The organism is Klebsiella sp. NPDC088457, from assembly GCF_044900465.1.
Lineage (GTDB): Bacteria > Pseudomonadota > Gammaproteobacteria > Enterobacterales > Enterobacteriaceae > Klebsiella.
Window position 1 is genome coordinate 120076 of the sequence record NZ_JBJDNH010000007.1, and the last position, 17575, is coordinate 137650.

The window sequence follows — 17575 nt, forward strand, 5'->3', positions numbered from 1 at the left end:
TACCACATGAAATTAAGCAATATTGTTTATAACTTGATGTTTTCTTTATTAAATTGTATGATTATCGCAACAATATTCTTAATATGATGAAGGCTGTTAAATGTTCGACGTAAAAATCCGTGAAGTTAGTCACGAACTATCTGCCAAAGAACGGAATGTTGCCAATTACATCATTGAAAACAAACAGTCATTAAAAAGCATGAGTATTCAGATGCTTGCCAAGGTGAACGCGGTAAGTACCACCACCATTCTGCGCTTATGCCACAAGCTCGGTTATCAGGGGTTCAGCGATCTTAAAATTGATTTAATGACCTCATCCAGCACCACAAGCAATAATAAATTCCTTCAGGAAGATATTAGTCTCGATGATTCAGTTGAAGCGGTGAATGCTAAAATTCTGCAGATCGAGAAATCATCCATTGATGAAACGCATGCTATTACCAACGCCAACACGCTCCATGAAGCCAATGTTCTGATCCGCAAGAGCCATAAAATCGTTATTTATGGCGCAGGCAGTAGTGGTCTTGTCGGTAAAGAGCTGGAATATCAGCTGATTAAAATTAAAAAAGATGTAAGCTGCCATCTGGACTATAGCATCCAGTTTAGTATTGTTAATACCTTAAATGAAAATGATTTGCTGATTATTATCTCGCATTCTGGTGAGAACCAGGAGGGCGTCATGCTACTCACTCTGGCGCAGCAGCTCGGGGTGCCTTCCATTGCCATCACGAAAATGGGACAAAGCCGTATTTCCGCTTTGGCTGACCTCGTCTTGCATACGGTTTCAACGGAAAGCGTCTCACGCCTGATTCCGATCCGCTCCAAAATGTCGCAACTGGCGGTGATTAACATGCTGGTGACGAATCTGTTCGTCCAGCAATATGACGAGCGCTTACTCAAACAGATCCAGATGCGCGCCGAGCGTTTTTATCGTCAAAACCATAAACCCTGAAGCCCATTGCTACGGGGACCGCGCCCGTGTAAGGATCGCATCCCCCGCCACGCCAGCCTGGCGCACTCTGCCGCCGCGTCCTGTATTCGCCTTTATTCTAAAATCCCCGGTTAGCAAACGTCCCCTCTGTTGAGACCGCAAGCCGCCTCAGCGATAAAGAGCGATCGTTATCACATATCAGTCAAAATATCGTTTCATAGTGTTTCTTTCACCTGAAAGTAATAGTATTACTATCATTAAATCCAATGTTAGTAACAATGTCACAAAGGAAGGAAAACTATGCCCGCAGAACTTCCCGTCATCTTAATCAGCCACGGTCCCTTTGCTCAGGGAGCCCTCACCTGTGCAGAGATGCTCATGGGTAAACAAAGCAATGTTGCCGTTATTTCCATCCAGGAAGATAGCAATATAAACGATGTGCGTGCGCAGTTGGCTGCGACCTACCATACGCTGAATAAAGAACACGGTGTTCTCATTCTTGTCGATATGCTGGGTGGCTCGCCCTGTAATTTAGCCAGTGAACTGGTGTTAACCTATGATGATATTGTTTTATTCTGCGGGTTTAACATTCCCACGCTACTCGAAGTCTTTAACAACCGCGATCTGCCTTTATCTGCGGTTAGCAAACTGATTGAAGAGGTATTTCCGGAAAGTTGTTTTAACGTCGGGAATATTTTAAACGAACAGCCTGAGCAATCAACCGAACTTTAAGGGGGAATACCATGCCAGTAAATGTTGCAAGAATAGACGATCGCCTTATCCACGGTCAGGTAATGACGACATGGGTAAAAAATCATGATATTGAGCAGGTGCTAATCATTAACGATAAAGTGGCAAACGATAAAGTCCAGCAATCCGTACTGACCATGTCGGCGCCGCCGGAGTTGAAAGTCCTCATTTTTGGGGTACAAAAATTCATTGATGTGCTGAAGAAAACGGAAATAAAGAAACGCACCATGCTGTTATTCACCAACAGTGTTGATGTGAATATGCTGGTGGAAAATGGTTTAACTATTACCACCTTGAATGTCGGGGGCATGCGAATGCAGGAAGGCCGAAAAAGTCTGACCCGCGCGGTTGCCGTGACGCCGGAAGAAGAAGAAGCATTTAAGTCGCTGATCGCCAAAGATATTGCTGTAGAAATACAAATGGTGCCTAAAGACCCCGTCGTTGAGCTGCGTACCCTGCTTAAATAAGTGCATAAGACATTTAGTTTATAATAAATGAGGAATATTAAATGTTAATTGAAGCACTTTTAGTCGCAATCTGGGCGGGTATTTGCTCAATGGATGATGTGGGTCCACAAATGCTTCGCCGACCTCTGTTAACCGGGACGGTTGCCGGTATTATCATGGGTGATATGGTCCAGGGACTCGCCATCAGCGCCACGTTGGAACTGATGTGGATGGGGATCGGCAATGTTGGCGCCTATTCCGCCCCTGACATTATTGCCGGCTCCATCATCGGCGTAGCTTTGGGTATCGCATCCAAAGGGGGGATCGCCGCAGGGATTGCGCTTGCTGTCCCGGTCTCTATTTTATGTCAGCAGCTACTCATCATATGGCGTTCTTTCGCCAGCTTCCTGAACGTCTGGGCGGATAAATCTATCCATAACGGCGACTACAAGGGGCTGATTAAAGTACATTACTTTTCCACACCGCTGTGGTTTTTCATTCGTGCCGTACCCTGTTTTCTGGCGATCTACTTCGGCGGCGATCTGGTGAGTAAAATTTTGGCGGCAATACCCGAAAATATCTTAACCGGTATGGGCGTCGCCTCGAAAATGATCCCGGCCGTCGGCGTATGTATTCTGCTATTGATGTTATTAAAAGGCCGGATGTGGTTTTTCTTCTTGCTCGGATTCATTCTGACTACTTATTTAAAACTGCCGATTATCCCGATTACATTTATCGCCCTGGCGTTTGCCGTTTTGTATGATATGGCTTACACCAATGGAATTAACAATACTAAAAACACGCCTCCGGACGAAAAAAATCCCGTCGCCACATCTGAAGAGGAGTACGATCTATGAACACAGCAAAGACCGCTACAGAGGTGAGTGAAGAACCGGCTTCTCTCGAGAGAAAACTCAATAAAAAAGATCTGAATCGTATTTTTTGGAATCTTCAGACAATGTCATTTTCATATAACTATGAAAAGCTGCAAACTATCGGCTTTGCGCATTGTATGATTCCCGTTCTTGATAAATTGTATGAACAAGCCGATAAAGAGACACGAATCAGAGCGATGCAGCGCCATTTCGAGTTTTTTAACTCGCAAATAAACACCGGGGCGCTGATTTTAGGCGTAACAGCCGCACTGGAAGAAAAAACAACTGAAGAAGAAAAAGATGCCGTTGTTTCTGTTAAAGCCGGACTGATGGGACCGCTGGCAGGTTTAGGCGACAGCCTGCTAAAATTCACCTGGCTACCCATTTGCGGCAGCATCGGTGCGGCTTTTGCTCTGCAGGGCAACCTCATTGGCCCCATCCTGATGTTCCTTTTATTTAACATCGTCAATATTGGCACCAAATATTTCTTTATTCACTATGGCTATAATAAAGGTGTCGATTTAATCGAGCAGTCAAAAAATTCAAACATCATTCAGCGCATCACTAACATCGCCAATGTCGTTGGGGTTATGGTACTGGGTTCACTCATCGCCACGACGGTTAAAATATCGACGCCGTTGGTTATTGCGGTGGGCGAACAGTCCATCAAAGTTCAGGAGATGTTTGATAAAGTCACCCCTAACTTATTAACCCTGCTTTTTTCTTTGGGCGTGTTCTTCCTCGTCAAAAGGCTTCGTGGGAAATATACCGTGTCACTCATTATCGCCATGATGGTATTGGGCGTTATTTGTTCGACTTTCGGTATTTTAGCATAAGGATTAAAAATGAGTTTATGTCAGCTCCCGTCAGTATTAAGAAAAAATAACCATCATCTCACACTGTCTTTTACCGCAGCGACGGATAACGCGGTGCTTTACTGGACCACCGAGAATGATGTCAAAACAAAAGACCGCCATCTTATTACTCGGCATGCCGTTAGCCCCTATGAGCTTGAGGATCCTTTGCAGGCCGAACAACGGGTCTATTTTATTCTGGAGCACAGCGGCCAATCCGTCCTGTTCGCCGAGCGCACGTTGCCGGTTTCCGGGTTAAACAACTTCAGGGATTGTGGTGGCTACCCCGCAGCCGGTGGGAAAACCGTTAAATGGGGCATGTTATTCCGCTCCAACCATTTATACAACCTCGATCGCCAGGCTTTGGCCTACATCAAACGCCTGAACATTCGCTCGATTATCGATTACCGAAGCGAAAATGAAATCGCTAAAAGCCCGAACTGCCATATCGGTGAAGATCGAACATATCATTTGAATGCCACTGCACAAACGGCAGAACTGGCCGCACAGTTTTCTGCGGAACCCAGCAATGAGGATCGCGCATTAATTGAAAGCGTGATGCGCGACATCCCCGCCGAATTAATCAACGGCCGAGGTGAGCAGGTTTTAGAGCAATATCGTCACTTTGTGACCAGCGAAACGTCTAAGCAGGCATTTAAGGAAATGATTAATGTCCTGCTCGATCCGGACAACGCGCCAAATATCCAGCATTGCCGTGGCGGAAAAGACCGCACGGGTTATGGTGTTCTTCTGGTGCTCGCAATGCTCGGCGTTTCCGAAGCAGATATCATTGCCGATTACATGCTCACTCAGGCCAACCGCATGGAACGTAATCTTATAAAAATGGCAGCTTACCGCAAAATAACGGATGACGAGGCTGTCCTTGATTATCTTCACACGTTAATCGACACCCGTGAATCATTTATTATCGAAGTATTTAACACGATCAAAGCCCATTCCGGTAGCGTAGCTAACTATATCCACAACGAGCTGGGTTTTTCACAGCAGGATTTTTCACAGCTGCAACAGAATTATTTAGCCAATAGCTGATCTGTTATGCATCAATGCCCCTCGCGGTATTGAAGGAAAGAAATCGCAGCCTACTGCGCTGCCTGACCGTGGCTCTTATCCGGGAATCGACTGATTTTCCCGGATGATTATCCCACCAGGACGGATATAATATCGATATCCTGGCTTTATTATGAATGATTGCAAGAGCAAACAGCGCCATAAGTCTGCAGGGTCAGCACGGTATCGCTATTTCCCGCCGCGGCGGGAAACATAATCCCGCGGAGCTTCCCCGGTATAGATCTGACGCGGGCGGTAAATATTGAGCGGCGCTTCGTGCATCTCATTCCAGTGCGCCACCCATCCCAACGTGCGCCCTACCGCGGTAATCACCACAAACATCGAAGGGGGCAATCCTATCGCCTTCAGGATGACGGCAGTATAAAAATCGACGCTGGGCGAGAGTCCGTTCTCAACAAAATACGGGTCGTTCAACGCCACCTCTTCAAGAGTCATCGCCACCTGAAGTAGCCGATCGGACATCCCCAGCTCCGCCAGCACCCGATGGCAAGTTTCACGCATAATCGCGGCACGAGGATCGCGATATTTATAGCGTGAATGGCCAAAGCCCAGACGGCGAAAAGCCTGTGGGTCCCTTTTCGCCCGGCTCATGAAAGCCGGCACCTGGTCTGCGGTCTCTATTTCCCCCAGCATACGCATGCTGGCCTCGTTGGCACCGCCATGCATTGGCCCCCACAGCGAAGCCAGACCGGCGGCCACACAGGCGAACAGATTCGCCCCGGAAGATCCTGCCGCTCGCACCGTGGTCGTGGAGGCGCACTGCCCATGGTCAGCATGCAGCACCAGGATCTGGTTCATCGCCTGTTCAATGACCGGATTAACCTGGTATTTTTCCGCCGGGATCGCAAACAACATATGCAAAAAATTTCCGGCATACGAGAGGTCATTTTTGGGGTATACCGCCGGCTGCTCGATGGAAAATTTATAGCTCATTGCCGCAAGAGTGGGCATTTTGGAGAGCAAACGCGTGGCGGCCAGAGCGCGGTGCTCAGGGTTTTCAACATCCAACACATCGTGGTAGAACGCCGCCAGCGCGCCAACCATGGCGCACATCAGCGCCATCGGATGGGAGTCGCGACGAAAGCCGCTGCACATTTTCGACATCTGTTCATGCACCAGCGTATGGCGGGTAATTTTTTCGCGAAAGACCTGATAGCTCGCCTCATCGGGCGCCTCGCCGTACAGCATAATCCAGGCGACCTCCAGGAACTCGCACTCCCGGGCCAGTTGTTCAACCGGATAGCCGCGGTGCAGCAGAACGCTGTTGTCGGTATCAATATAGGAAATAGCCGACTGGCACCCCGCGGTGTTTTTGAAACCGGGATCGAAGCTATATATCCCGGACGGAGCCAGATCGCGGATATCAACGCTCACCTGCCCAAGCGTCCCGGACACCGTATTCAGGGGAATCGCCTGCTGTTCATCTAAAGAAAGTATTAACGGTTTCGTTCCCATCCTGTAAATTCCCCCTATGCGGCAAGCCTGTTAGTAACCTGAAGCGATTCTCCAGGCAGAATTGCCAACATAGCCAGTGTGATGCGGCTATTCTTTGATATAAACAGCCAAAAGCGCCATAAATACGGGTTTTACCTGTACTCACCCGGCGCTCTCTCCAGTAAGGACTATTGTGTTAGCTAATACGCTTATTTTTATCGTCGCCGCAATCCACATCTACATTCTGATCCTTGAGATGTTTTTATGGCAGCGCAAGGCGGGTCGGAAGGCATTTAACCTGAGCGCGGACTTTGCACGCGACACCCGGGTGCTGGCCGCCAATCAGGGCCTGTACAACGGTTTTTTAGCCGCCGGTTTGCTGTGGGGGCTGTGGGGTGCGGAGAACGGATTTGAGTTTAAACTGTTCTTTCTGAGCTGCGTACTGGTGGCCGGAGTTTACGGCGCCGCGACCGCCAGCAGAAAAATACTTTATGTGCAGGCGCTTCCGGCCCTGGCGGCGCTGATTGCCATGGGCGTCAGCTAATCTGGATGGTTCAGAAGACCGCGTAGCGAACGGGGGCCCGGGGAGGTCGGTGGGGGGTCATAGATAGCGTTCAAACTGCCACGCGGCAAAGGCCACCAGCACAAACAACGCGATCGTCACCAGCCCCAGCAGACGATGCCCGGTGTACAACAACGCCCCAGCCGCCACGGCGACAAGCGTTAAGGTCACCGGCCAGCAGGCCAGCGCGGTAAGGTAAGCAATTATCAGGTAATCCTTTATCATGCTATCAGTTCCTTGAGCGAGTCGTGGCATTCAGAAGATCTCTGCCCGGCTGACCGCGTCAGTCATCCCCGGCCAGAGATCGCCTCGTCATACCAACATGCTCCAGCCCGCTTAGCAAGAGGCCAGACCCGCGACGGCAGGCGAGTCTGGCTCATCCCGCATGGAGTCAGGATTTTACAAACGCCAGCAGGTCCGGGTTAATCTGCTCAGGGTGGGTAGCAAACATCCCATGCGACAGCCCCGGGTAAGTTTTCAGCGTGCCGTGTTTCAGCAGTTTAATCGCCTTACGCGCAGCGTCATCAATTGGCACCACCTGATCATCTTCGCCATGCATCACCAGCACCGGCACCTCGATGGCTTTCAGATCCTCGGTAAAGTCGGTTTCAGAGAAAGCGGCGATACAGTCATATTGCGCTTTCGCGCCACCTGCCATGCCCTGGCGCCACCAGTTATCGATCAGACCCTGGCTGACCTTCGCTCCCGGGCGGTTGAAGCCGTAGAACGGGCCCGACGGCACGTCGATAAAGAATTGCGCGCGGTTGCTGGCCAGCGCAGCACGAAAACCGTCGAATACCGATAACGGCAGCCCTTCCGGGTTCGCGGCCGTTTTTAACATAATTGGCGGCACCGCGCCCATCAATACCGCCTTCGCCACGCGCCCTTTTTCCGCCCTGGCGACATAGCGCGCCACCTCGCCGCCGCCGGTGGAGTGACCAATATGGATGGCATTTTTCAGATCCAGCGCGCTGACGAGCTCAGCGACGTCGGCCGCGTAGGTATTCATCTCGTTGCCGGTATCGGTCTGATCGGAACGTCCGTGGCCGCGGCGGTCATGGGCTATTACCCGATAGCCCTGAGATAAAAAGAATAACATCTGGTTGTCCCAGTCGTCGGCGCTTAACGGCCAGCCGTGGTGAAAGACGATGGGTTGCGCATTTTTGGGACCCCAGTCTTTGTAGAAAATACGGGTACCGTCTTTGGTGGTGATGATGCCGTTGCTCATGGAAATATCTCCTGTCGGTGATGAGAGTGATGTCATGCCCCGGGCGAAAGGCGAGAGTGCAAGCCCGATACCGGCTGACAGCGTGCCACTGAGGATCAGCAGGCGTCGCCGTGAAATCGCAAACTGTTCAGGTACTGAGTGTGGCATACGTACTCCTTATCGTTCAGATCATCGCTGTTGTTGTCCGATGGGGCTATTGTCAGGAAATACGGCGAGAGATAGAGTTGTCAAAAATGACACTATAAGAGTCAAAAGTGACAAATGAAAAAATCTGTTGAAAATACGGTTGTGGCCGAGATTGGTCTGCTGATCTATCCCGATTGCCAGCTGGCGGCGGTCTATGGATTGACGGATATGTTCAGGATCGCGGCGGACTGGGCGGTGAGCATTTCCGGCGAGGAACAGGTTCGCGCTATCCGGGTGTCGCACTGGCAGGTCATGCCAGACACCCATACCGTGGAATGCGTCTGGGACAGCCATCCGGAGACGCCGCATCGTCTGAGCCACGCCATCGCCCCGCCCAGCCTGGTCATGCCGGCCCGGATGAGGCCCATGACGGCGCCCGCCGCCTGGATGAGCGCCCTGTACCATGATGGCGTCACGCTGTGTTCGGTCTGCGCGGGGGCCTTCGTGCTGGCGGAAACCGGGCTGATCGATCATCGCCGCGCCACCACCCACTGGGCGTTTGCGCAGACGCTGTCGGAACGGTTCCCGGAAATAGAGGTAGCGGCGGAAAATATGGTTATCGACGATGGCGATATCATCACCGCTGGCGGCATTCTGGCCTGGACCGATCTCGGCCTGACGCTGATCGAGAAACTGTTGGGAACCGGGACAATGCTGGCCACGGCACGGTTTTTACTCATTGACCCGCCCCGCCGCAAACAGAATACCTACTCGGCGTTTATCCCTCATTTCGAGCACGGCGACCGCGAGATTCTGCGCGTCCAGCATCATCTGCATGCTCATTATTCCGCGCACCAAAGCATTGATGACATGGCGGAGCTGGCGAGAATGACTCCGCGCACCTTTCTGCGCCGATTTCAGAAAGCGACCGGCGTGCGGCCAACGGAATATTTGCAGCAGGTCCGCATCATGAAAGCGCGGGATGCTCTGGAGCTATCGGGGCGCTCAGCGGACCGGATTGCCTGGGAAGTGGGATACACCGACCCGTCAGCGTTCCGCAAGATTTTCCGTAAAATCACCGGTGTCACCCCCAGCCAGTACCGGGAACGTTTTGGGCTGGAATAAGGGGCTACCGGCGCCTGACGCCGCCTTCGGCATATTCCCGTGCGTTGGCGGTTTAGGGGGGGAGCATCGCACGGCGTTAATGCTATGACGCGGTTTACTCAGGCAGTCAGCCAGTCCCCCCCACTCTCGGCGGGCTAATAATGAGCCACTGTGCCAGCCCCACCAGCAGCGTCCCGACAATAAAGGCGCTATCCACCGTCTCCCCCAGACACAGATAGCCCCACATCACCGCAAATGGCGGGATCATAAAGGTCACCGAAAGCGAGCGCAGAGGACCAATATCGGCGATCAGACGAAAGTAAAGGAGATAACCCACAGCGGTGCAGACCACCCCGAGAATAATGATTGCCCCCCAGGGGGATAATTGTTGCCATTCCACTGCCGGGCCGTACCAGCATGTCCAGATGAAAAAAGGTAACAGGAACAGCGTCGCGCCGATCTGACTGCCAAAGGCAATCAGCCCTGACGCCATACCGCCTTGCTGGTGGATCGCTCTGCGGGTCAGAAACCCAGCCAGTCCGTAGCAGGCAGTGGCTACCAGGCACGCCGTGACTCCCGCCAGCATCGCCGGACCGCCAGAGCTGGATTCCGGATGAGCTATCACCGCCACGCCGACGGCGCCCAGCGCGGCACCGCTGCCTTTGCGCAAGTTAAGCGGTTCGGCGAAACAGAGCGCGCCGATAAGCACGCCCATTAACGGAGCAGTCGCATTAAGTGTTGCGGAGTAGCCGGCAGGTAGCCATTGTGCCGCGAAGCAGTACATTAAAAAAGGGATCCCGGAGTTGATGATCCCAAGCTTCAGCACGACGGCTAATTTACCATGAAAATGCCATGCAGCGCCGCGGACAAGCAAGATAAGCGCAAGGCCAATGCAGGCGAAAAGTACGCGCAAAAAGGCGCTATTGATTGCACCGAAAACCGGGGTGGTGATACGCATAAACAGAAAGCTGGCCCCCCATAGTGCAGCGAGCAACAGCAGACGGCAGTAATCGCTAAAACGAATAATAAACTCCAGATGGGCACAAGCGGATCGCTACTGTAAAACCGGCGTGCAACGGGCGACAAACGCGTTATTCTTAGACGATTAAGTTTTTCTAAACTCAGGAAGCGTCGGAATGAAATTGCCTCCGCTCAATGCATTGCGCTGCTTTGAGGCCGCTGCGCGTCTGCTCAGCTTGAAGTTGGCCGCTGATGAGCTTTGCGTCACCGCCAGCGCCGTCAGTCAGCAAATCGCCCGCCTGGAGGCGACGTTGAATATCAGCCTTTTCCTGCGGACGCCGCGCCAGCTAAGGCTGACGGAGGCTGGCGAAATCTACCTGCGGGCAATCCAACCCGCATTCCGTCAGATTGCCGCCGCGACGCAACGTCTACAACAGCAACCGGGCCTGGAAAAAGTGACGATCAGCTGTACCAGCGGTTTTGCGATTCAATGGCTGCTACCGCGACTAAAGGATTTTGAAAGGCGCCATCCGGAGATTGAAATACAGATTGGCACCACCAATCGGCGGGTGGATCTGCTCAGCGAAGGGATTGATTTTGCCGTTCGTCACGGCAGCGGGGTTTATCCCGGCCTGCTGTCATATCGTCTGCTGGATGATGAACTGACGCCGGTCTGCAGCCCACGGCTGATCGCACCGCAGCAGAAGCTCTCCTCCGCCCGCCAGCTATTGCAGTTGCCGCTGCTGCATGATGAGCATCGTCTGGACTGGATGCTGTGGTGTCAGATAGCCGGTATTGAGGATAAAAATGCGGCGCGCGGTCCGGTGTTTGTCGATTCGAATGGCGTGATTGAAGCGGCATTAGCCGGGATGGGAGTGGCGCTGTTACGGGCTTCGCTGATTGCGCCCGCACTTGCGCAGAAGCGCCTGATTATTCCGCTGGCGCTACCGGTCGCGTCATCGATAGCCTATCATCTGGTATATCACGAATCAGCGCTGTTATCGCCAGCCAATCGCTGTTTCCACGACTGGCTGCTCAGTATGCGTAAACCGTGAGTCGAACGCTCAGGTGCCGGGAAAGCAGAGGGCATTCGCAGCTTCAAGGGAGCGGGCACTCTGCGGCCTGAAGCATCAGGCCGCGTCTTCCGATGAGATCGGATCATGGCAGGTTTATTAACGACTAAACAAGCCTGCCGCTGTACAAGCGTGGTAGAACCGACATTCATCGCTTCACTGGCTTGTCGATAGGAGTAGCCCTTATCAACAATCAGCTGTGCACATTCCAGCCTGAACTCGGGGGTGAAAGTACGCTTAGTTTTCTTGTTCATTAAGTCACCTGTTTTGTGTTGAGGTGAGAATATCACCTTTAATCAGGTGGCCAAATTTACTGTGCCACTACAATCTGGCCTATATCCTTATTAAGCACCACGTACCGTTTATCCACTCAGCCTCAGAGCCGAGGTGAGAGATTTTAGACACGGGTTAACCAATACCAGTGCGACGAAACCAGCCGTCGCTTGCGGTTTTCGACCCTCGCCAGGCTGAACATTGGTGCGAACGTCGCAGCAATATCCGTCGGAGACATCGACTGCTCGCCAGGGGCATTGTCCATCACCCACATAAGATGGGTAGCCCTTTCGCGGAGTAGCCTCCCCAGTGTGGCCACGTAATGTGCCTGCCCGTCGCGATCCAGACAATGAAAGCAGCCGATATCCACCGACAGATCAAACGGCCCGGTCACGGACGTCATTGTCCGGACATCATCAACAAGGAATTGAGGTCGCACCTGGTCATTGGCCACTCGCTCTTTTGCCTTTTTTATGGCCAGCGCCGAAAAATCGACTCCGGTGACCTCTAATCCCAGACCAGCCATATAGCGCGAAATTCGGCCGACGCCGCAGCCGAGCTCCAGGGCACGGGCCGGAGTGATCCTGTCGATGAGCTCCTTTACCTCACTGGGAATGCGAAAGTCGCCCCATACAGTGAAAAGGGCTGCGTAGGCTTTATCGAACTCATGGCATGTCGTCGGGGCTTTCATCAAATTCTCCTGTTACATGGATCTTGGAACCAGCCAATTTTTTATATAGCATACTATAAATAAATCCGAATGGAAGATAGCATGCTATGAAAAATCATGACAATACCTGGAACCCTAGCGAACAGCCGACATTCTGGATCAATCATGCTTCGCGGTTGCTTATGCGGGATTTTGAAGCTCGTCTTCGCCCACTTGGCTTTGGAATGGCCTACCTTCCCGTGATCACCGCACTGGAGGAAAATGGACCGCTTCAGCAAAAGCAGCTCGTCGAACTCATCGACGTCGAGCAACCAACGATGGCCGCGCTGCTCTCCAGGATGGAGCGAGACGGCGTGGTTGTCAGAACGCCTCACCCGCACGATCGGCGATCCAGTCGTTTTGAATTATCGGTTACAACCAGACAGCGCGTGCCGGAAGCAAAACAGGTACTTACAGAGATCGCCGAAGCGGCGGTTCGGGGATTTAGTCCTGATGAGCGCTCGGCCTTGCTTTCCGCCCTGCGCCGTGTTGCCGTTAACCTGGGAGAGATGCGGGTTAAGCATCCCTCAGCGCCTGCGGCGGAGTCAGACTCGAATTCCTGAGCACCGTCATTCTGGTGACCAGCCTCGTCCGGTGGTATCCGCATATTCCTATGCGGATACCATCAATTTCGATGCGAACCACCGCGGGAACCCTTTTCTGCTTTACCCGTTGGGCGATCCTCATGCTTTATGTAACGTCCAAACTGACGCGCTACGATGAGCAGCAGCCAATCTCGGTAAGGTCGCCTTTACGGTGTTTAGCCAGAGCATCAGCCTGCTTATCAAAGGCAATGACACCCAGCCAGAAAGTAGCCTCTCCGTTATCTGTCCTGCAGGAAATGGGAGGATGGGAGAGTATCGAGATGGTACGCCGTTATCTCCATTTGTGAATGCAATATCGCCGACACCCAGGCAAATCAGCATTTCAACGATCATGCGGGTCGGGTCATCCGGGTCAAACCGCGTTACCGGTTGCACAACGTAATCAGGGTAAAAGCGATAGCGACCGAATAACTCACGAATAGGATCGCCAAGACGGGCGTTATTTGCCTTCGCTGGGTTTAGGTCAAGTCCGATGCCGTTGGAAGAGGTGTAACCACCGGTATCCATATTATTCATCATGTAGATTGAATAGGCAGCTGAAGCAACTGCAATCACAAGACTGGCAATAGCAAACCCAACAGCATATGGGACGGGGTAAATCTTCACATCGCTGTCAGGTCTGATCTGGCACAAGGCCCACTCAGATGGAGGAATAGACCGGTCATCAATCTCTACAGCAATGGGCTGTGGGTCATCAACGCAGTAGTTTCTGACATTACCAGTAAACCACTGATGCAATGTCAGCGAGCCGTGTTCGTGGGTTTCCAGCGGCTCTCCCGGCAACCGGGAAGGATATATACGTATCGTCATCGCCAAAATTCCACTTTGATAAACCGACGTTTAAAGCGCCACACGGGCATAAACGACACGTTTGAACCGGGATTGCATTCAGCAACATGCAACTGGTTGTCCATCATCACCACAACGCCTACATGAGTCACGGTAGAGCCGGAATAACAAGCCACCCCGGCCCCCTCACAGGGCTCGCAGCGTTCGAGGCGCAGCATCAGTTTTCTTGCCTCGCGGTCGAGCCCCCCACCGTCTTTTGTGACGCCGGCGAAGTCTGGCCATTCAGATAACCCGAGATCGCGCCGGATTTCATTCACGATGCCGAAACAGTCAAGTTCAGGGTAAGCGCGGCCCCCTTTCAGCCAGGTGACTGAACGGTATTTATCAGGATTGAACATTGAGGAACCTCAATTCATGTAGCGTAAACCGGGGAATTCATTCAGCGTGTAGCGAAAGCGAGGCCAGGCTGTATCAAGTACATTCATGTAACCGGCAGTGATTTGTGCTTGTAGTGCCGTCCAGGAGCCCGACTTGATCGCCAAGGTGTAAGGAACGGACGCCGGAGCGCTCAGGTCAGTTGAAATGTACTGGCGATAAGTCAGCGTTCCGGTATCGAGATTACCCAGGGCATTCCGAATAGCTGTGCTCACCTCGCCATCAATATTGCTGATAGAAAACTGCAAATCTTGAGTGCCGTCGCTATTTCTGGCAGGTAGCGCGATATCAATGCCCGCGGCGGAAAAGGTATGCAAATCACCATTTTCGACCGTTACCGTTATATCCTCATAACCCTTACAGAAATAATGCACCGTCGAACCGATATTGATTTGCAGCGTTTCAATTATCACCTCCGATCCGCTGCTGGCATAAAGCCGATTAAGAATCGTCATGTTTAGGCCACTCCTTATTTAGAGCGATATCGAGCAATGAACTCCCGACAATCCACTCTGGGTAATTACCCCACGGCGCAGGGATAAGCGGACGCTCCCACAGCTCCAGCGTCGCCGAATACCGCCAGTAAATCGGGGCCACCAGCACCGGCCCCTGATAGATATCCGTAAAACGACATTTGTAGAACTTAACGCCAGCGGGAGTTTGCAGCTTCATCATGAACCAGGCGGCGCCGTCCGAAAGTGAGTCACGGTACCATGCTTCAAAAGCCAGCCCCTGAGCATCAGTTTCCATGAACCAGGCAATGGTTGCCTGGGTTGGCGTTGATGTGTAAGCCCGTCGTTGGCGAGCACGGCCGGTGCTCATATCAGTACGTTTCAGGGGGCTAACGGGCTGAAATCCATAGCCCTCCTGTAGTGGCATGGGGAGATATCGCCGACGCTGGCAAGATCAAAAGAATCGGTCCCTACCTGATAGCTTGCGTCCATTTTATCAATATGACGGCGAACCAGGGCATTACGTGAACGATATTGAGGATTCTCGCTACTGGCCACCAGCAGACGGAGTTTAAACAACGACTCTTCCTCAGGGGTGTATTTCTTTTTGTTGCTGCCTTCCGGTTTTTTGTATGGGAAAAACCAGCGCTCGCCGTTGAGGTCAATTTTCTGGTTGATGATCAGCATAAAAACTCCATGAAAAAGCCCGAACCGCGATACTCAGCGGAACGGGTCAGGAAAATTAAGGGGCCGTGACGGTAATTACTGAGGTTGCGGTAAAGCTCCGTGCTTTTCCTGTGATGGTCGCCGTTCCTTCGGCATTGCGCGTCACTTGTGCCGTTTTTTGCCCGGTCGATGCCACAGAAGCAACTGACGGATCAGAGGAGGACCATTCAACGACGTCCGTAGCGTTCGCAGGAGTCAATGCGGCAGTTAACGTTACAGTCGAACCAACCGCCCCCGATGAAGTAGCAGGTGTAACGCTGATGGCCGTCGCAGGTATGCTCGGAATGCGGGTGATCGTCGGCGGTGTATTGGCAGCCGTGATATCGAGCTGAACCTGAACGATATCGGTGTTGCCGGCATCCGGCCAGTCGCCGGATATCTGAACCTCAGGAAAATCGAAGGTATACTTTCCTTCAGCATTTTCCAGGGTGAAGCTGAATGGCACCGTTTCACCCGTGAAGGTTTTTTTGTAAACCTCCCAGGCTGCTTTTGACCATGACAGCGTGATTTGACCTGACGGGGTAAAGGTTGTCGGAATGTTTGCGCCGGCGAACGCCGAACCAGTACCGATGCAGCGCTGAGTCTGCATGTTGTTGTCGAACTGGATATTGAACGAATCCACACAGAATCCGGTGCCACCATCAACGCCATTTAGGCGTATATTCGTGACCTCTTTGAAGGAGTATCGCAGCGCGCCAGCAGTATCCACCGGTGTCGTGAAATAGCTGGTGTCATCACCTTTCGTTTCCCAGTCCAGCCCCGCAAAAGTGATGGTCGAAGTGATATCCCCGTCGGCCGGAATTTCCATCTGGAAAGTACCGACCTGACAGCCGCGGGCAATCTGAGCGATCCCCACGTCGCCGGCATAAGTGGCCACCGAAAAAGTGATCCGCCCGTTGCCCATAGTCAGCACGTTGTTTACCCATTCAGCACCGAAGCAGCTGGCGAGAAACTCATCATGCTGATTCCAGCGGAACCTCGTGCCGACATCACCGCCAACATCAACGGTACCACGGGACACGCCCTGCCCCATGCGGTCACCACCGATTTCGTCGTTATCGTTGGTGTTCTGCGTTGGCGCCAGGCCAAACGAGGTACGGCGTAGCAGGCTCCATGAGCCCACATCAGGCGTGATGCCGGGGGTTGTCTCGCGAATTACCGCGGATACTACTTTTGCACCTGAGCTCACAGGAGCCTCCTGTTTTTTGTGCGCTACAGAGCGCGATAAGGGATTTGAAGATTGAGCTGTGACCAGCCATCGGTTTCACCGGCCGGCACAGCAGAAACAGCGAAATAACTCAGCTTTCCATCGTCCCTGAACTCGAATAGCTCCGTTAGCTGATCGGCCGTCCGGGAGATAAGCAACGTCCCGGAGCCGACCGGAACAAACAGCTGAATGATGAGTAAACCTGTCCTGTGCACGACCGGCCCATCCCCGATTTCGGTTGCGCCAGCCTGTCCTGCAATGTTGGTTAGGCGGGCCCAGATATCGCGGCCGCTGGGGTCAAATACAGGACCATTGGGATAATCCACCGCATCGGAGGCAATAGCGGTCTGCGCCGCCATTCGGGAAATGACAGCGTTTCTTATTTCTGTAAGGGTCATTTGTTGGCCTGAATCACACCATTAAACGAGACGGCATAAACGCCTGTTGGCGCCTGTGTTGAATGTCCATTCTCCAGCGGTACGGAGTACGGGAGGTTTGACTGGATATAAATCACCGAGTAGGCCGGCGCCTGGTCGATAATGTTTTTACCGTTGAGAAACGTCATCGTGCCTCGCGGGTCAGGTTCGGCCGGTACTGAATAATCCGGCGCGCCGATACTCACGAAATGTGACGCCCTGAAGGTACCAGCGCGGTAGCCGGCGGGACGTTTAATGTCCATCCCGTCATTAACCTGCACTTTTTTCCTGAGCCGCCCGGTTTTCGTCAGGTTCGCAGGGTCGGCATAGAGGGACTCGTTCCACTCTCCCACCGCTTTGTTGTACTGAACAGCAGTGGCATTGATGGCCCACAGCTCGGGGTTCCCAACCGGCGACCGCTGAACGATTTCATTCAACAGCTGAATGGCGATCGTTCGTTGGCGAAGTTTGACATCTTCGCCCACCAGCCCGGCAAAAACCGCCGGGTCGATACTCCATCCCTTAGCCACA

At 52.5% G+C, this 17575-nt stretch carries 21 protein-coding genes and 4 pseudogenes; 11 read left to right on the plus strand and 14 right to left on the minus strand.

Going from position 1 to position 17575, the window contains the following annotated elements:
- The first annotated feature begins 100 nt into the window (after positions 1–100).
- From ACI2JR_RS06635 to ACI2JR_RS06660, 6 genes are all read left to right on the plus strand, one after another.
- On the plus strand, positions 101–952 hold the full coding sequence (locus ACI2JR_RS06635) for a MurR/RpiR family transcriptional regulator (protein WP_462478159.1): 852 nt from the start codon (positions 101–103) through the stop codon (positions 950–952).
- A gap of 279 nt (positions 953–1231) precedes the next feature.
- Positions 1232–1663, plus strand: a complete 432-nt coding sequence (locus ACI2JR_RS06640; RefSeq protein WP_132728606.1) for a PTS sugar transporter subunit IIA — start codon at positions 1232–1234, stop codon at positions 1661–1663.
- An 11-nt stretch (positions 1664–1674) separates the two neighbouring features.
- Positions 1675–2148 carry a PTS system mannose/fructose/N-acetylgalactosamine-transporter subunit IIB gene (locus ACI2JR_RS06645; RefSeq protein WP_132728604.1) on the plus strand — a complete coding sequence of 158 codons (474 nt, stop codon included), beginning with the start codon at positions 1675–1677 and terminating at the stop codon, positions 2146–2148.
- 41 nt (positions 2149–2189) lie between these two features.
- Positions 2190–2984, plus strand: coding sequence for a PTS mannose/fructose/sorbose/N-acetylgalactosamine transporter subunit IIC (locus ACI2JR_RS06650; RefSeq protein WP_132728602.1), 795 nt, complete (start codon positions 2190–2192; stop codon positions 2982–2984).
- Positions 2981–3838: a PTS system mannose/fructose/sorbose family transporter subunit IID gene (locus ACI2JR_RS06655; RefSeq protein WP_132728600.1), complete on the plus strand. Its 858-nt coding sequence runs from the start codon at positions 2981–2983 to the stop codon at positions 3836–3838. The genes ACI2JR_RS06650 and ACI2JR_RS06655 overlap by 4 nt, the downstream gene beginning before the upstream one ends.
- Positions 3839–3847: 9 nt before the next feature.
- Positions 3848–4906, plus strand: a complete 1059-nt coding sequence (locus ACI2JR_RS06660; RefSeq protein ID WP_462478160.1) for a tyrosine-protein phosphatase — start codon at positions 3848–3850, stop codon at positions 4904–4906.
- A 207-nt stretch (positions 4907–5113) separates the two neighbouring features.
- On the opposite strand, the gene ACI2JR_RS06665 is transcribed toward ACI2JR_RS06660, so the two are convergent.
- Positions 5114–6400, minus strand: coding sequence for a citrate synthase (locus ACI2JR_RS06665; protein WP_462478161.1), 1287 nt, complete (start codon positions 6398–6400; stop codon positions 5114–5116).
- 172 nt (positions 6401–6572) lie between these two features.
- Here ACI2JR_RS06665 and ACI2JR_RS06670 point away from each other — a divergent pair, with 172 nt between their 5' ends.
- Positions 6573–6923 carry a DUF1304 domain-containing protein gene (locus ACI2JR_RS06670; protein WP_132728587.1) on the plus strand — a complete coding sequence of 117 codons (351 nt, stop codon included), beginning with the start codon at positions 6573–6575 and terminating at the stop codon, positions 6921–6923.
- 57 nt (positions 6924–6980) lie between these two features.
- Here the strand turns inward: ACI2JR_RS06670 and ACI2JR_RS06675 are convergent, their stop codons facing one another.
- Together ACI2JR_RS06675 and ACI2JR_RS06680 are read right to left on the minus strand one after the other, a co-directional pair.
- The gene (locus ACI2JR_RS06675; protein WP_462478162.1) at positions 6981–7166 is read right to left on the minus strand and encodes a hypothetical protein; all 186 of its coding nucleotides are present in this window, start codon (positions 7164–7166) and stop codon (positions 6981–6983) included.
- Positions 7167–7332: 166 nt separating this feature from the next.
- On the minus strand, positions 7333–8169 hold the full coding sequence (locus tag ACI2JR_RS06680) for an alpha/beta fold hydrolase (protein WP_132729015.1): 837 nt from the start codon (positions 8167–8169) through the stop codon (positions 7333–7335).
- Positions 8170–8430: 261 nt separating this feature from the next.
- Here ACI2JR_RS06680 and ACI2JR_RS06685 point away from each other — a divergent pair, with 261 nt between their 5' ends.
- On the plus strand, positions 8431–9420 hold the full coding sequence (locus ACI2JR_RS06685; protein WP_132728583.1) for a GlxA family transcriptional regulator: 990 nt from the start codon (positions 8431–8433) through the stop codon (positions 9418–9420).
- Positions 9421–9526: 106 nt separating this feature from the next.
- On the opposite strand, the gene ACI2JR_RS06690 is transcribed toward ACI2JR_RS06685, so the two are convergent.
- The gene (locus ACI2JR_RS06690) at positions 9527–10423 is read right to left on the minus strand and encodes a DMT family transporter (protein ID WP_132728581.1); all 897 of its coding nucleotides are present in this window, start codon (positions 10421–10423) and stop codon (positions 9527–9529) included.
- Between the two features lie 112 nt (positions 10424–10535).
- On the opposite strand from ACI2JR_RS06690, the gene gcvA reads away from it, so the two are divergent.
- Complete coding sequence (gene gcvA / locus ACI2JR_RS06695; RefSeq protein ID WP_462478163.1) at positions 10536–11414, plus strand: transcriptional regulator GcvA; 879 nt, start codon at positions 10536–10538, stop codon at positions 11412–11414.
- 146 nt (positions 11415–11560) lie between these two features.
- On the opposite strand, the pseudogene ACI2JR_RS06700 reads toward gcvA, so the two are convergent.
- A pseudogene (locus ACI2JR_RS06700) lies at positions 11561–11722 on the minus strand (transposase); the annotation flags it as partial.
- A gap of 107 nt (positions 11723–11829) precedes the next feature.
- Positions 11830–12396, minus strand: coding sequence for a class I SAM-dependent methyltransferase (locus ACI2JR_RS06705; protein WP_132728577.1), 567 nt, complete (start codon positions 12394–12396; stop codon positions 11830–11832).
- Between the two features lie 86 nt (positions 12397–12482).
- Here ACI2JR_RS06705 and ACI2JR_RS06710 point away from each other — a divergent pair, with 86 nt between their 5' ends.
- Complete coding sequence (locus ACI2JR_RS06710) at positions 12483–12977, plus strand: MarR family winged helix-turn-helix transcriptional regulator (RefSeq protein ID WP_132728575.1); 495 nt, start codon at positions 12483–12485, stop codon at positions 12975–12977.
- 169 nt (positions 12978–13146) lie between these two features.
- Here the strand turns inward: ACI2JR_RS06710 and ACI2JR_RS06715 are convergent.
- Positions 13147–13257: pseudogene (locus tag ACI2JR_RS06715) on the minus strand (single-stranded DNA-binding protein); the annotation flags it as partial.
- Between ACI2JR_RS06715 and ACI2JR_RS06720 the strand changes: the two are divergent.
- Positions 13235–13306: pseudogene (locus tag ACI2JR_RS06720) on the plus strand (hypothetical protein); the annotation flags it as partial. The pseudogenes ACI2JR_RS06715 and ACI2JR_RS06720 overlap by 23 nt on opposite strands.
- Before the next feature lie 519 nt (positions 13307–13825).
- Here ACI2JR_RS06720 and ACI2JR_RS06725 read toward each other — a convergent pair.
- The 7 genes and pseudogenes from ACI2JR_RS06725 to ACI2JR_RS06755 form a co-directional block, all read right to left on the minus strand.
- Entirely contained in the window at positions 13826–14206 is a 381-nt protein-coding gene (locus ACI2JR_RS06725) for a nitrite transporter (RefSeq protein WP_462478164.1), read from the minus strand.
- A 9-nt stretch (positions 14207–14215) separates the two neighbouring features.
- Positions 14216–14698: a DUF1833 family protein gene (locus ACI2JR_RS06730; RefSeq protein ID WP_462478165.1), complete on the minus strand. Its 483-nt coding sequence runs from the start codon at positions 14696–14698 to the stop codon at positions 14216–14218.
- Positions 14685–15122, minus strand: a complete 438-nt coding sequence (locus ACI2JR_RS06735; protein WP_462478166.1) for a hypothetical protein — start codon at positions 15120–15122, stop codon at positions 14685–14687. Before ACI2JR_RS06735 ends, ACI2JR_RS06730 begins: the two co-directional genes overlap by 14 nt.
- 5 nt (positions 15123–15127) lie before the next feature.
- Positions 15128–15382: pseudogene (locus tag ACI2JR_RS06740) on the minus strand (hypothetical protein); the annotation flags it as partial.
- Positions 15383–15437: 55 nt separating this feature from the next.
- Positions 15438–16610, minus strand: coding sequence for a phage tail tube protein (locus ACI2JR_RS06745; RefSeq protein WP_462478167.1), 1173 nt, complete (start codon positions 16608–16610; stop codon positions 15438–15440).
- Between the two features lie 23 nt (positions 16611–16633).
- A complete protein-coding gene (locus ACI2JR_RS06750; protein ID WP_462478168.1) occupies positions 16634–17026 on the minus strand; it encodes a phage tail terminator-like protein in 393 nt (130 codons plus the stop codon).
- Positions 17023–17574 (minus strand): hypothetical protein, encoded by a 552-nt coding sequence (locus tag ACI2JR_RS06755; protein WP_462478169.1) that lies wholly within the window; start codon positions 17572–17574, stop codon positions 17023–17025. Before ACI2JR_RS06755 ends, ACI2JR_RS06750 begins: the two co-directional genes overlap by 4 nt.
- Position 17575 lies beyond the last annotated feature (1 nt).

Bases quoted from the DNA above. Each gene is read 5' to 3' on its own strand.
- ACI2JR_RS06655 (WP_132728600.1), top strand. From the start codon at position 2,981: ATGAACACAGCAAAGACCGCTACAGAGGTGAGTGAAGAACCGGCTTCT.
- ACI2JR_RS06735 (WP_462478166.1), bottom strand. From the start codon at position 15,122: ATGCCACTACAGGAGGGCTATGGATTTCAGCCCGTTAGCCCCCTGAAA.
- ACI2JR_RS06645 (WP_132728604.1), top strand. From the start codon at position 1,675: ATGCCAGTAAATGTTGCAAGAATAGACGATCGCCTTATCCACGGTCAG.
- ACI2JR_RS06665 (WP_462478161.1), bottom strand. From the start codon at position 6,400: ATGGGAACGAAACCGTTAATACTTTCTTTAGATGAACAGCAGGCGATT.
- ACI2JR_RS06730 (WP_462478165.1), bottom strand. From the start codon at position 14,698: ATGACGATTCTTAATCGGCTTTATGCCAGCAGCGGATCGGAGGTGATA.
- ACI2JR_RS06635 (WP_462478159.1), top strand. From the start codon at position 101: ATGTTCGACGTAAAAATCCGTGAAGTTAGTCACGAACTATCTGCCAAA.
- ACI2JR_RS06685 (WP_132728583.1), top strand. From the start codon at position 8,431: ATGAAAAAATCTGTTGAAAATACGGTTGTGGCCGAGATTGGTCTGCTG.
- ACI2JR_RS06650 (WP_132728602.1), top strand. From the start codon at position 2,190: ATGTTAATTGAAGCACTTTTAGTCGCAATCTGGGCGGGTATTTGCTCA.
- ACI2JR_RS06705 (WP_132728577.1), bottom strand. From the start codon at position 12,396: ATGAAAGCCCCGACGACATGCCATGAGTTCGATAAAGCCTACGCAGCC.
- ACI2JR_RS06660 (WP_462478160.1), top strand. From the start codon at position 3,848: ATGAGTTTATGTCAGCTCCCGTCAGTATTAAGAAAAAATAACCATCAT.
- ACI2JR_RS06725 (WP_462478164.1), bottom strand. From the start codon at position 14,206: ATGTTCAATCCTGATAAATACCGTTCAGTCACCTGGCTGAAAGGGGGC.
- ACI2JR_RS06680 (WP_132729015.1), bottom strand. From the start codon at position 8,169: ATGAGCAACGGCATCATCACCACCAAAGACGGTACCCGTATTTTCTAC.
- ACI2JR_RS06750 (WP_462478168.1), bottom strand. From the start codon at position 17,026: ATGACCCTTACAGAAATAAGAAACGCTGTCATTTCCCGAATGGCGGCG.
- gcvA (WP_462478163.1), top strand. From the start codon at position 10,536: ATGAAATTGCCTCCGCTCAATGCATTGCGCTGCTTTGAGGCCGCTGCG.
- ACI2JR_RS06675 (WP_462478162.1), bottom strand. From the start codon at position 7,166: ATGATAAAGGATTACCTGATAATTGCTTACCTTACCGCGCTGGCCTGC.
- ACI2JR_RS06640 (WP_132728606.1), top strand. From the start codon at position 1,232: ATGCCCGCAGAACTTCCCGTCATCTTAATCAGCCACGGTCCCTTTGCT.
- ACI2JR_RS06710 (WP_132728575.1), top strand. From the start codon at position 12,483: ATGAAAAATCATGACAATACCTGGAACCCTAGCGAACAGCCGACATTC.